15 protein-coding genes are annotated in these 12,922 nt (G+C 48.4%); 2 read left to right on the forward strand and 13 right to left on the reverse strand.

The features are described from left to right. Positions 1–174: 174 nt before the first annotated feature. On the forward strand, positions 175–606 hold the full coding sequence (locus EDM21_RS10860) for a hypothetical protein (protein WP_157335445.1): 432 nt from the start codon (positions 175–177) through the stop codon (positions 604–606). A 223-nt stretch (positions 607–829) separates the two neighbouring features. After that, on the forward strand, positions 830–1,702 hold the full coding sequence (locus tag EDM21_RS10865) for a YitT family protein (protein ID WP_157335446.1): 873 nt from the start codon (positions 830–832) through the stop codon (positions 1,700–1,702). Here EDM21_RS10865 and EDM21_RS10870 read toward each other — a convergent pair. From EDM21_RS10870 to hisC, 13 genes are all read right to left on the reverse strand, one after another. Continuing rightward, entirely contained in the window at positions 1,699–2,565 is an 867-nt protein-coding gene (locus EDM21_RS10870; RefSeq protein WP_157335447.1) for a sporulation protein YpjB, read from the reverse strand. The two genes, EDM21_RS10865 and EDM21_RS10870, sit on opposite strands and share 4 nt — an antisense overlap. 43 nt (positions 2,566–2,608) lie before the next feature. Next, entirely contained in the window at positions 2,609–3,268 is a 660-nt protein-coding gene (locus EDM21_RS10875) for a DUF1405 domain-containing protein (RefSeq protein WP_157335449.1), read from the reverse strand. Positions 3,269–3,370: 102 nt separating this feature from the next. Further along, positions 3,371–4,264 (reverse strand): c-type cytochrome, encoded by an 894-nt coding sequence (locus tag EDM21_RS10880; RefSeq protein ID WP_166541944.1) that lies wholly within the window; start codon positions 4,262–4,264, stop codon positions 3,371–3,373. 20 nt (positions 4,265–4,284) lie between these two features. Further along, positions 4,285–4,956, reverse strand: a complete 672-nt coding sequence (qcrB, locus tag EDM21_RS10885; protein ID WP_068775421.1) for a menaquinol-cytochrome c reductase cytochrome b subunit — start codon at positions 4,954–4,956, stop codon at positions 4,285–4,287. A 19-nt stretch (positions 4,957–4,975) separates the two neighbouring features. Then, positions 4,976–5,518: a ubiquinol-cytochrome c reductase iron-sulfur subunit gene (locus EDM21_RS10890; RefSeq protein WP_068775420.1), complete on the reverse strand. Its 543-nt coding sequence runs from the start codon at positions 5,516–5,518 to the stop codon at positions 4,976–4,978. 273 nt (positions 5,519–5,791) lie between these two features. After that, entirely contained in the window at positions 5,792–6,226 is a 435-nt protein-coding gene (locus EDM21_RS10895) for a DUF2487 family protein (RefSeq protein ID WP_157335451.1), read from the reverse strand. Between the two features lie 312 nt (positions 6,227–6,538). Continuing rightward, on the reverse strand, positions 6,539–6,727 hold the full coding sequence (locus EDM21_RS10900) for an IDEAL domain-containing protein (protein ID WP_157335453.1): 189 nt from the start codon (positions 6,725–6,727) through the stop codon (positions 6,539–6,541). A gap of 53 nt (positions 6,728–6,780) precedes the next feature. Continuing rightward, complete coding sequence (locus EDM21_RS10905) at positions 6,781–7,296, reverse strand: gamma carbonic anhydrase family protein (RefSeq protein WP_157335456.1); 516 nt, start codon at positions 7,294–7,296, stop codon at positions 6,781–6,783. Between the two features lie 112 nt (positions 7,297–7,408). Next, positions 7,409–8,518, reverse strand: a complete 1,110-nt coding sequence (locus EDM21_RS10910; protein ID WP_157335458.1) for a hypothetical protein — start codon at positions 8,516–8,518, stop codon at positions 7,409–7,411. 178 nt (positions 8,519–8,696) lie between these two features. Beyond that, the gene (locus tag EDM21_RS10915) at positions 8,697–9,269 is read right to left on the reverse strand and encodes a histidine phosphatase family protein (protein ID WP_157335460.1); all 573 of its coding nucleotides are present in this window, start codon (positions 9,267–9,269) and stop codon (positions 8,697–8,699) included. A 371-nt stretch (positions 9,270–9,640) separates the two neighbouring features. Further along, on the reverse strand, positions 9,641–10,219 hold the full coding sequence (locus EDM21_RS10920) for an RNA polymerase sigma factor (protein ID WP_157335462.1): 579 nt from the start codon (positions 10,217–10,219) through the stop codon (positions 9,641–9,643). A gap of 478 nt (positions 10,220–10,697) precedes the next feature. Next, positions 10,698–11,786, reverse strand: coding sequence for a prephenate dehydrogenase (locus tag EDM21_RS10925; RefSeq protein WP_157335464.1), 1,089 nt, complete (start codon positions 11,784–11,786; stop codon positions 10,698–10,700). Between the two features lie 17 nt (positions 11,787–11,803). Then, a complete protein-coding gene (hisC, locus tag EDM21_RS10930) occupies positions 11,804–12,910 on the reverse strand; it encodes a histidinol-phosphate transaminase (RefSeq protein ID WP_166541945.1) in 1,107 nt (368 codons plus the stop codon). Between the last annotated feature and the right edge of the window lie 12 nt (positions 12,911–12,922).

The following is a 12,922-nucleotide window of genomic DNA, read 5'->3' on the forward strand; positions in this document are numbered from 1 at the left end:
CAACATCTTATTATAGACTCGTTTGTATTGCAATTTCAGTTTCTATATCTTGCCACCTTGAAGCTCTTTCGCCAAACCTGTCTAAACCCTGTTTTAGAGGACTTTTCCTTGCATGACATTCATGACGCAGGGTAAACCAATGAAGAGAAAATCGCACAACAGGAGGTGTTCTTAATGAAACGGTTATTCAGTTTGGTCGCAGCGGCCCTTATTGGCTGTGGAATACTCTCTACGGCACCGGTTCAAGCGGCCGGCACTGGGTACAGCAGTTCAGCAGGAAACTCCGCTGCCTATGTTCAAGACCGCTCTTCCTACGGCTCCCAAACCATTCATTCCGGTATAGGCGGTTCAAACGGCCCTTACGATCCGGCTGAATTTTCACCTGGAGGTATCCGTACGAATCGGGCTGACCCCTTGCCGGCTGCGACCCCCAAACCGGGAAGCTATCCTCCGGCCAAGCCCAATAATGTTAACATGATGCAATTTGACAGCAAAATCTCTCCGTCGGCCCAGAAGGGAAGCCGTAAGCTGGATTGGATGGGATTTCTCGGTGTTCTTGGCTTAACTGGCCTAATGGGTAAAACCCGCAAGAAAAATTTTTATTAAATCTTGTGTAAGAATCACTGCCGTTAAGGGTAAACGTACTTATACAGGAAGAAGAACGATCCCTTTTAAAGGTTAATGCAGGCCTAGTTACTCAACCTGGCCTGTTTTTTTATACCAGTTTGGTCTTTGCGCACCTTCCAGGAGATACAACCTTATTTTTTACAGATTTTCCCGAATAAAAAGAATACAATAGAAATAAACCCCTCGGAAGGAGGAGCCATCTATGGCCTTTAGGGAAAGCATACTTGCTTCTTTTAAGCATTTTTTGCCAATCGCCTTAGGGACCGCTATCTTCGCATTTGGCGTCCATTACTTTGTCATCCCCAATGAATTGATGGAGGGGGGAGTAACCGGTGTTTCCCTGCTGCTGCATTACGCTTTGGGCCTGCCTCCGTCCATAACTACACTCGTCTTGAACGTCCCCCTGTTCTATCTGGGATGGCGCAGTTTCGGTTCCAAAGCTATGGTCTACACCATCTTCGGGTCGCTCTCCGTCTCTTTCTTCCTGTGGGTCATGGAGGTTATGATCGGAAAAGGCTGGCTTGTTCCTTTTATCACCAAACAGGATTACTTGCTCGCCGCCCTTTATGCCGGTTTCACCATCGGTCTTGGACTCGGAATCGTATTCCGCTTCGGGGGTACGACAGGCGGTTCTGATATCCTCGCCCAGCTGGGCAACAAGTGGAAAGGCTGGAGTGTAGGCCAAATGATTCTGTTGATTGACCTCATTGTAATCGGCACCTCTCTGCTATACATACCTAAGGAAAAGATCTTGTATTCCCTTGTCAGCGTATTTATCGGTTCCAAAATGATTGATTACATCACGGAAGGCGCTCATTCGGCCAAAGCCTTTACCATCATCACGAACGAGCCCGAGAAAATTTCCAGAATGATCTCGGAGGAACTGGATCGCGGTGTCACATTGTTTCCAGCCAAAGGAGCCTTTTCTCAGCAAGCCAAGGAAGTCGTCTATTGCGTCGTGTATCGGCAGCAGATGAGCCGACTGAAGGAATTAATACGCAAGACCGATCCGGCCGCATTCATCATTATCGGGGAAGTTCATGAAGTACTTGGGGAAGGCTTCAAAGTCCATTAGAAGCCCTCCCTTTTTTTATGGTTTATACGTTCATAACCAGGTTTTAACCGGAACATTCTCCATCCTGCGAATAAGAGTATCCCGATTATGAAGGTTCCGATTCCTATCGACCATATAATGGGATCTTGTGTGTCCGGCAGTGGAAGGAAGGCTTCCCGTTCAGAACGGCCGAATAGTCCGTCGATGGTTTTATGCGCATGCTCCATTGCGGTCTGAAGCGCAGCCTTGTCTAACTGGTCTTCAGCTAATCCTTTTTTCAAAAAAACGAGCAGTGAATCCATCTTGTTGACATCGGCCGGAGAGCGGTTAATCAGGATTGCAGGCCGGATTGTCGAATAATGCCGGTACAGCTTGCTGTAGTCAAGCAAGGATTCAAGTTTTTTGCCAGCTCGGATATTGGATTCAAGCCGTTCCAAGTCATCTTTAACCAGCTTGTAGTATTGGAGCCACATAGGCTGATTGCGGTGGGTTAAGGCATCTGCGGCTAGTCTGATCTTGGCGGAAGCAAGCAGAGCCTCGTCTTGTGAGAAATCAGTCGCTGCAAACGTACGTTTAGCCTTAGAAATGGTTTCCGTTAAGGCATGCAAACCTTCTATGGTAATCGCCCCGTCATAGGTAAGCTTAGTCGCTTGCTCACCCAGGTGCTCGAGCCGTATTCTCGCTTCATCCGTCTTCCCCTGCTCGGTAAGCTTGTACAGTTCTTCAGCCTCCTGATTAAGGGATTCGGCTGCTTGGGTTTGACTCGGAGACACAGTTGCCGCGGGCAGGGCCTCCCTGCTTGCAGGAGAGCAGCCAATCACTGCTGTAAGAATCGCAACCCATACACATAACCCAATGATCCGCTTAGCGGAATAAAACAACATGTGGACATCCCTCCTAACACATCTTATGGAGGGATGTCCACATTTAGACCCTGGATCTGCGGTGTTTTTGAAATTGGAGTACAGAGAATGCGATGGCAATGGATATAGTGCTTAAACCGATAGTAAACCATTGAATACTATCCAAATGCGGAAGCAGCACTTCGGACAACCTCGGAAAAATGCCTTGTTCATAATCCATCCAGTCATTTGCATAAATCCAGATGGCAACAAGTACAATGGAAGAAACCGAATAGGTTGTATAGGCCGCAAATAACAGCACTTCAAGCGCCATGCCTAGATGCGAAAGCGTAAGCATCCAATCCTGCCATACAATCGTATCCCCCATAGCATAGCCGGACCAAATCATAGCCACGGCCCAAATTCCGTACTTGACGGAAGTAATAAGTCCGAATGCTTCGACGAAACCCCGTAGAACAGACCGCTTACCTAGTCCCAGCCCCTTGTTCCTATCTGCAACCAGCAAATAAATCAAGGTTAACGTAAAGAACAGGCTTGCTGTCGGACTGTCCGGAACAAATGGCAGATACCACAAGGGTTCATACAAGTACGTTTCTTCTAGTTGTCCTTTGTACCAGTAATAGCCGTATACGGTACCAAGTGCATTAACGGCGAATAATAACCACAGAACCGGACGGCTGGTAAGCAGAGCCATTCCCCGGTACCATAAGATTGATTGGCTCATGTCTGATGATGACCTCCCTTGATATTCCATATGGGTTTACGGCCCTTTCTTTTCCTTACAAAAAAACCTGACCGTCTGCGTACGGTCAGGTTCTTAGACATCTTATTCGGCTTTCTTCTGTTTCGCAAGCCAGTCAGCCAGTTTATTCATATCATCGTCGGTCAACCCTTTGGCGATGTTATCGTTGTACTGGGCTGCCATTTTGCCTTGGCCATTCTTGATGATGTCCATGATTTGATCCTTGTCGTGCTTATCGCCCACACCGCGAAGCGCAGGGAATCCACTGGAAGGAACACCTTTCAGATCGCCGCCATGACAAGAAATACAAGTAGCTTTCTTGTAAATTTCGGCAGCCGGATCATCGGCAGCTACGATACCTGCGGCTTTCGGTGCAGAGGTACCGCCGCCGGCCGGCTGCCCTGCGGCTTTCTTCTCTTTCATTTCTTCTTCACGCTTGATATGCTCCGGAACCGTACCGGAAGCCTTCAGCTCTTCTTGGTAATGGTGCCAGGAAGTCACTGTAAGGTATACACATGCGATCAGGGTAAGAAGAGCAAGAGAAGAAGCGATTGGGCGTCTGTAGAAGCGGCGTTCTTTGCCTGTATCCAGGAATGGAGCCAGGAGCAGACCGCCGAACATCAGGCCCGGAATAACCAGAGTTCCCAATACAACGTAATTCTCAGATGTATACGGGTATTTCAGGAGTTGGTACATAAACAGGAAGTACCAGTCCGGCATTGGAATGAAAGCGGTGTTTTTCGGATCTGCGGGATAACCCAGCGGAGCCGGTTCGGAAATTACGAGACATAATACTCCGACCAAGAATACAACGGCAACCATCCATTCCTTCAAAAGAAAGTTAGGGATGAAGGCCTCGGATTTACCCGGGTAAGCCGAATAATCGGGTGGAACATTATTTTTTACAGTTTTACGAACGCGAGAGTCGCCTACATAAACGACTTTATCAACTTTACCATTTTTTTGGTCATGCGCCACTTCAATGCCCTCCTTTCATTTTATAGCGGTCCGGAAATTCCCTGCCTGCGAATCATCAAGAAGTGTCCGGCCAGTAATGCTAGGAGAGCCGCTGGCAGGAAGAACACGTGAAGCGCGAAGAATCTCGTCAGCGTCTGCGCACCTACAATGTCTCCACCTTGCATGAGCGATTGGATGTAAGGACCTGCTACTGGAACGGATGCAGCAATTTTGATCGTAACCTGGGTCGCATAGTATGCTTTGTTATCCCAAGGAAGCAGATATCCCGTCAGACCGAGACCGAGCATTACGAAGAAAATTAACATGCCGACTACCCAGTTCATTTCACGAGGAGCTTTATAAGAACCCGTGAAGAACACGCGAAGCGTATGTAGAAGCATCATAACGATTACAAGTGAAGCACCCCAGTGATGCATACCGCGTACGATAACACCGAAGGCAACCTGATGCTGAAGATAGTCTACACTGGCATAGGCGTTGATAATATCCGGTGTGTAGTACATCGTCAGGAACATACCTGACAGAATTTGAATAACGGTAATAAAGAACGTCAATCCGCCGAAGCAATAAACAAACGCGGAAAAATGGTGAGCCGGGTTGACGTGTTCCGGAACTTCATGGTCCGCTACATCTCTCCAGATCGGCGTGATATCTAGACGTTCGTCGATCCAGTTGTACATATTTTTAAACATCTGAACGTTACGCCCTCCCTTATCCCCTTGTATTAGCTCCCAGCTGACCCAAATACACGAAGCCGTTCTCGACTTTTACCTTGTACTCGTCCAGTGGTGCTGGAGCTACGGCCAGATTCTTGCCGTCTGCTGTGTAATGCGCACCGTGACATGGGCAGAAATACTGGTTTTTGTACTGCGGATTCGTGTTCCAGTTGACCGTACAGCCCAAGTGCTTGCAGGTCGGATTCAGGGCGAAAATTTTCCCGTCGGTTCCTTTACTGATCCAAGCGGTCAATTCGACTTCACTCTCATACCAACCGTCAACTTGATGGACTTGTACCGCAAACGACTGGGGCTCGTTGGTTACTTTCGCTTCTTCGACTACCTTCACCCAATCGGCTTCGCCCTTGTGTTTCAGAGCTGGATCCACGGCGAATCTAATCATCGGTGCCAACATACCAGCCGCCATGAAAGCGGTTGTGCCGCCGAGCGTATACGAAAGAAACTGCCGGCGGGACATTTCAGTCCGTACTTTGGGCTTCTTTCCGTGGTGCTCATTTGAATTGTTGCGTTCACTCATTTCGCGTGCTACCCCCCTAAGCAATTCGTTTTGTCGGCATGACAAAGCGAACCTATATCACGTGTCGTTCGACATTATCTTACACTTCATAGACTAGGACATTTCTAATAATATCCTACGACCTGTAGGGCGTCAAGAACGAAGACGCCTGGTCTTCTTGGTGGAAAGTTCACTTTTTTGGCAAATTTAACGAAATTGTCACATTCCCGTGATGGAAAACCCTCAACATTTTTATCTTTGCCATTTTTTCGAAAAATAACGAAAGATCCGAAATTATTTTTTGGACATCCACAGCTGCGTAATCTTCTCGCCGGCGATCCGCTTTGCTTCCCGCCCCTGCTCTCGCAGAGCCTCTTCCGGAACGGACAAAAGCAAATCCGCCTCCTGCAGGACAAGCTCCGCTATCTCAGGCTTAGCCGTAACCACGACGACATAAGCAAATCCGGCGCTGCGCAGCCCTCTGCAAACTTGTTCTATATACGCTCTGCCGGATTCATTGCCTTCACAGTAATGCAGAGCCGGATAGGTGACCACTCTTCCTTTATAAGGGAATTCAATGCCGTCGAGAACATCGCGCAGACGCTCCAGGGCATCTCCCGCTTCCCAAGGCTGCTCCATGCCGGTCATTCCGGTTACCGGAAGGATGCAGGTGTCCAGATAAAGCTGAAGTCCCGGCCATTCTTTCTCCGTAATTTCGCTGAATTTCATTCATCATTCACTCCTCATCGTGCGCTAGTGTTACTTTAACACATCCGGGCATTTTTTGGTTGTCTTGTCTGACAAGAAAAAAATTTCACCGAGCCCCGCACTTTCAGCCGTACTTTCACCCCGTACTAACAGGCCTCACTTTCAGGCCCAGCAGATCTCTATGCAAGAGATCAACAAAAACAACCCCCGGCTGCACAGCGGTTCATCTTGACGGATGAACAACTTCTGTACATCGGGAGTTTAAGTGTAAGCAGCTAAGCGGGTCATTCAGATAGGCGAGTAAACCCTTGGCGCGAAAAGCATAAAAGTGCGTTAACCTGGGGACTGGATGGATTTAAGCTCGGCAGTCAGCGCTAGAAATGAGGCTTCGTCTCCTTCGGCAAGAGCACTATCAATCTGCTGATAGAGATTCTTTTCTTTATATGTCCGTATAGCGTCATCCATAACCATTTCCGCAACCAGACCTAGCAGCGCCTCATTAGAAACATTCATTCTTCCCATAGGGATCTACCTCCAAGTATCGTCCGCACCAGATAAGAGCAGCGATAGGATTGTTATTTCCCCGGTTCCAGCCGATACTCTTTTCCTTTGATCACATAATTGTCTGTCGTCCGTTTCATCCTTTCAAGATCTCGTGCAGTTAATTCCCTGACGACTCTGGCCGGAGTACCAAGCGACAAAGTATATGGAGGAAGAATCGTATCTTCTGTTACGAGAGAACCTGCCCCTACTAAAGCATATTCACCGATGTCGGCACCGTTTAGTACTATCGCCCCCATTCCGATTAATGTGCCTTTGCCTAAGCGGCACCCGTGAATGATGGCTCCGTGTCCTACAGATACATCGTCCTCCACAATCAGAGGTTGATCTGTATTCACATGACCGATACAGCCGTCCTGAATATTACATCTGTTTCCGATGATGATTGGAGCTAAATCTCCTCTCAGAACCGTATTGAACCAAATGCTAGAATCAGTTCCGACCCTAACGTTTCCTATTATTTGTGCGCCTGGGGCGATATAAACGGTTGGTGCTACAACGGGCAGAATACCTTGATAAGGATGCAGCATAGCGAGGTTCACTCCTTGTTCACTTTGTTGTCCTCATCATAGTAGCAGCACAGGAGATCGTCAACGCCGTCTCGCCATAGGCGAGCAGATACAAGCGGCTTAAGCGACATCGTTACAATTCAATAGCATCTTCATCAGCAACTTTGTTGCCGGCAATAATTAATCTTCCCTGTGTAGTCATGCGGATGACTTGACCCGCTGTGTCCTCTTCGCCTATTGCAAGTAGTCCCAGATGCATCATCATCCGGATAATCCTCTGCTCGAAGATAGACTCCGGGGTGTCATAATAGAATGGCCGGATCAGCGGACACAGGACTTCTGCCATGGAGGCTGTACTAACCCAGTCTACTGCCAGACGGGAGATCCACTGTACGATCGGCTGCAGGTTGTAGATGGGGCCTTTGTATAGACGGAGCCAGAAGCGGTACAGCTCGGCCGGGTCAGCCCGGAGTCCCCCTGCCGCTACCCCGGCCCCGCTCTCCGTAATCCTCAGAACCCCGCTCTGTTCCTGAAGCAGCCCTTGAAAGTAACAATAGTCGTAGATCAGAGAAAACCGGTTCGGATATTCTTTGAATTTACGCCCATATCCGAACCTCCAAGCCGTTTTGCCTACAGGTTCCTCGTTCACAGCCATCCCATCAAGCAGCTGGGCAAGCTGCCTCTTGTACATCGTATCGTCGTGAGTCAGGAGTACCTCTTGATCCCGGACAAACCGGAGCAAATGAAGGACATCTCCTCCTAGCAGGGTCTGCTCATCTCTGTAGGCATGCGGATTGCTTGAGTAAGAGAGGCGGCTCTTGTAATTTCTCGTCAGCACATCGCCGAAACGCCGCTTCAAGTCATGGGGAACCTGAAACAAATATTTCGTCTGCTGCGAAAAGCCGTGAAACAGCCAGCCATGCTTTTTGAACTTAGCGATGGTGTCCCGGGGATTCGAAGCTTCTTTGTCTTCTTTCAGAAATTTCGCCTGCTGGACGCGTGCGACAAGTTCTTCCAGGCTGAAGGAACCCCGTTCGTCAAACAAAAGCGTATTCAAAAACCGGACATCTTCCATCGTCAAATCTTCTATCCGCTGCTCGAATACCTCTCTTTTGCCCACTGTGTTCAGAATAGACTGGATCAGCTCATTCTTGGAATGCATGTTGCAGTCGCAAGCATAAGTGTCCGCGATCCGGTTCAGATCATGAATGTCTGCATAGCTGAGCATATCGGCCAAATTCAAGTGCGCACCTCCTCTCTCTTGGTTTCCGTCTGACATAATCACTATTCCGAGCTTTCATATGCTGTGCAGCTTGCCATTTGTAGTAATCAGTATGGGAAAAATCACCTATTTTAAACGTTTAGCCACAAAAAAAAGCATAACTGCTGGAAAGCAGTTATGCCGGTGTCTTGATTTCGAATCATTTCAGGTGGACTGTACAGTTATATAATGAACATTCCCACAGCTGTCCGCCTTTTTTCACAAGAGTCAGAGAAGCGTTTGTCAGCGGCTCATCCGCGCGCTCCAGATTCATTGTCTCCAAGGCACGTCCAATAAAACCGCCATGGCTAACAAGGAGAATTCGGCTGTCGGGAAATTCGGCAAACAAATCCTCGGAGAAGGCCATCCAGCGGTCCCTGACCTGCTCATCTGTCTCCCCGCCGTGATCCAGATCGGACCACTGCGGCCCCCATCGCCCGATCCGATCCTGAAGCGTCGTTCCTTCGAGCTGGCCGAAGCTTTTCTCACGCAGTCTTGAATCTGTTCTAATCAAAGGAATACCGGATAGCGCGCTTATTAATTCCGCACTCTCGCGCGCCCGGCGGAGATCACTGGAGATGAGAAAATCCCAGGGCTCGGCCTTTAATCTTCTGCCAAGCTGTCTGGCCTGTTCTCTGCCTTCCTCCGTCAAATCCGTATCCAGCGCACCTTGTGTTCGGCCCTGAAGATTCCATTCGGTACTGCCATGCCGGATTAAACCAACCATTGTCATGTTCAATATCCCCCCAAAACAATCTCTCTTAGTCCGAAAGCGCAAACAAGAATCAGCATAGCAAAAAAAACTGCGTTTCGTCCAGTTCCTCGCTCCGTTCCTGGAGGGGGTCATTACCCCGGTGTAACGGGGTATTCTGCTTGCTTATTCTCTTCATAACCGCTTCTGCGATGTTATGGGGAGGCTGGGGCGCTTCTTCCCTAAGTACCAAGCGGATAAGTTCGCCAGCCTCTTTCCATACGCGCAAATCATCGGCGCAACTGGAACATTTTTTTGCATGTCGCTTTACGGCCCTGCTTTTGGGATTGTCTATGAAACCCTCAGCACCGCCTGCGAGCCATGCCCTCACGTAATGACATCTCATAGCCCGTTCATCCCCTCGTATCCAGCCACTTTTCTGCATAATACGGCTCAAGCTGAATCTTAACACTCGCCCTTGCGCGAAACAACAAAGATTTGACCGAACTAACCGTTTGTCCAAGAATCACAGCGATTTCCTGGTATTCAAGCTGATCATATTCACGCAGAATTAAGGCAGACCTTTGTTTCTCAGGCAGTCTGTTAATAGCAATGCGCACCATCGAAACCTTCTCACTGCGTATGATCATTTGCTCCGGCAAAGATTCAAAGGAAGTTTGAGGGGTATGTCCGCAATTCTCAAGAGAAATTTTCACTACTTTATGTTTGCGAAGCTCGCTTAGAACGGTGTTGCGTGCAATCGTATAGAGCCAGGTGGAGAACGTGGCTTCCACTTCACGGAATGAATGAAGGCTGCGGTATGCTTTGTAGAACGTCTCGTTACATAAATCTTCTGCTAATAATTGCTGCTGGGAATTCCTCAGCATATGATAAATAAAGACGAGGATCTTACGCTCGTATCGATGCATCAACTCGTTGTATCGCCCTACATTACCATTCTTGACTTCACGAATTAACTGGGTATCCGTCATAACGTGCACCCCTCCTGCACAATACGTCCGGTTCCCGCTTATATACGAATTGTACTTGGCAGGAACCTCAAAGTTGCGTGCTTTGCAGATAAAAATTAGCATTCCTCCACAACAGCATGCTATCACTATATCAAAACTTGTATACGACTGTAAAATTTTATGTAATTTAACCATTCCATCAGACAGTGATTTACCTGGCACCTCTATGTTTTAAACCAAACACAGAAAATGGAAACAAAAAAAAACCACCTCAAGGAGGTGGCTGCACATTGTGCGATTATCGGATAGGAGTGGAGAGAAACCATACTGTACTTTTATTATATGTATCCGTTTACAATATGTCAACGATTTTTTGTAAACGTTTTCGAATTTAGTCAACTGCTTGGATAAAGCCACTAAAAAACCTTCTCCCCATGCTTGATAGAACAGATCGGTCCAATCCGTTTCAGCTGGAAGAAGGCATTATAGGCTGGTATCGCTACACATGAATGGAAAATTGTTCGCTCAACAGAGCAGATGCCCTCTCTGCTGTCTCTTGATCGCGGAAAGATAACCTAAGAACGCCGGGAACATCCAGGCGGCTCTCAATAATCTCAAGATTGCTCAAATTAAGCCGGTGTTTACCCAGCAGTGTCGCAATCTGGCCGATCATTCCCGGATGATCTGGAATATCCGCATAAATATCATAAAGCGGACTTAGCATACCTTTACGGCGGTCCGGCAGCTGTCTCCGGAAGTCCCGGGAAGTTTCGAACTGCCGCTGAATACCTTCGCCATCCTCGTTGATTAACAGTTCCCGGAATGTCGAGATCTGGCGATCCCAATCATCCAACAATTTAAGCAGTACCGTACGGTTATTGACTAGGATATCACGCCAAATCGAAGGATCGCTTGAACCAATCCTGGTGATATCGCGGAATCCCCCCGCCGCTAAGTTCTTGTAAAGCTCATTGGATTCATTATAGGAACGTATCTGATTCACGAGCGCCACCGCTATAATGTGCGGAAGATGGCTGATTGCCCCTACTATATCATCATGCTCTCTGGCATCAACCCGTATGATTTGCGCGCGTGTCCATGCAAGCAGATTGGCCAGCCGATCAATCTCAGTCGGCGGCGTGTTCGTACCGGGAGTCAGCACATAGAAGGCATTCTCGAACAAGTGTGCAGAGGCTGCCTCCATACCGGAGCGTTCAGAACCTGCCATGGGATGGCCTCCGATAAAAAATGCATCCTCGAAGCCCAGTTTCTCGGCGCACTCCACTACAGACAACTTCGTGCTGCCTACGTCTGTAATAATGCATCCTTTCCGCAAGGAAAACTGCTTTAAACGGACCAGATACTCCTCCAGAGCTCCCACAGGTACACAAAGGAAAATGACATCTGCAGCTTCAGCCGCTTCTTGCATAGAAGTCGTGGCTTCATCCACAATACGGCGCTTGAGCATGTTGTCTACGGATATCGGATTATTGGAGTGCCCGATAACCCGGGTATCCGGTTTGTCTTTAAAGCACAAAGCGAGCGAGCCGCCAATCAGCCCGACGCCGAATATTGAAATCGTAGTCATGAAATTAACCTTTTCCTCTAAGTATTATGAATCTTGGGAGAATCCTGAAGAATACCTTCTAAAGCATGAAGGAAGGCTTCGTTCTGCTCCCTGCTCCCTACTGTTACACGAAGCATAGTGGGAAAGTCAAGCTTTTCACCACTGCGCACGATGATTCCCTGCTTCAATAGAGCATCGAACACAGGACCGGACGGACATCCGATGTCCACCATGATAAAATTCCCATGGGCCGGGAAGGATGTCAGGTTCAAACGGCGGAATTCCGTCTCCAAATACTTCAACCCTTCGGCGTTGAGTGTGCGGCACTGATCCACAAATTGCTGATCACGGATCGCTGCCGCTGCCGCGGCCTGTGCAAGACGTGACGTATTAAAAGGCTCACGTACCTGATTGATGGTACGGATGACTTCCGGGCGGGCGATTCCATACCCGACTCTTAGAGCGGCCAGACCGTATATTTTGGAAAAAGTCCGGAGTATAACCAGGTTGGGATACGTTTGAAGCAGTTCCAGACTCTGAGGATACTCTGCCGTCGTCGCGTACTCATAATAAGCTTCGTCCAATGCGACCATAACGCTTGTAGGAATTTTAGCCATAAAAGCAAGCAGCTCATCATGACTTACGATTGTACCTGTCGGGTTATTCGGATTGCAGACCCAAATTATTTTGGTCCGCTCCGTCACACATTCCAGCATAGCATCCAGATCATGCTTGCCGTCTTTGAGCGGCACCTGTATAGATACGGCGCCTTCAATTTCCGCGTTATGTTTGTATTGTGGAAACGTATGCGAGGCCATGATCGTCTCATCGCCCGGTAATAGATAGGCGCGTGCAATCATGAGAATAACATCATCTGAACCAGTCCCGAAAATAAGCTGATCGGCTGAAATGCCGTAATGCTCCGCTACAGCCCGTGTAACTTCTGCTCCGGCTCCATCCGGGTAAAGGCTCAAATGTTCAAGATCGGCAAGAATAGCCTCTTTAGCCTTCGATGAGCATCCGAACGGATTTTCATTGGAAGCCAGTTTGATGACGTTGGTCAGTCCCAGTTCCCGCTTAACCTCTTCAATCGGTTTGCCTGGCTGGTACACGGGTAGATTCAACACTTGCTGCTTAGCTTGCACTTTCTTTCACCT

This window comes from Paenibacillus lutrae (assembly GCF_009757775.1).
Taxonomy (GTDB): Bacteria; Bacillota; Bacilli; order Paenibacillales; family NBRC-103111; genus Paenibacillus_F; species Paenibacillus_F lutrae.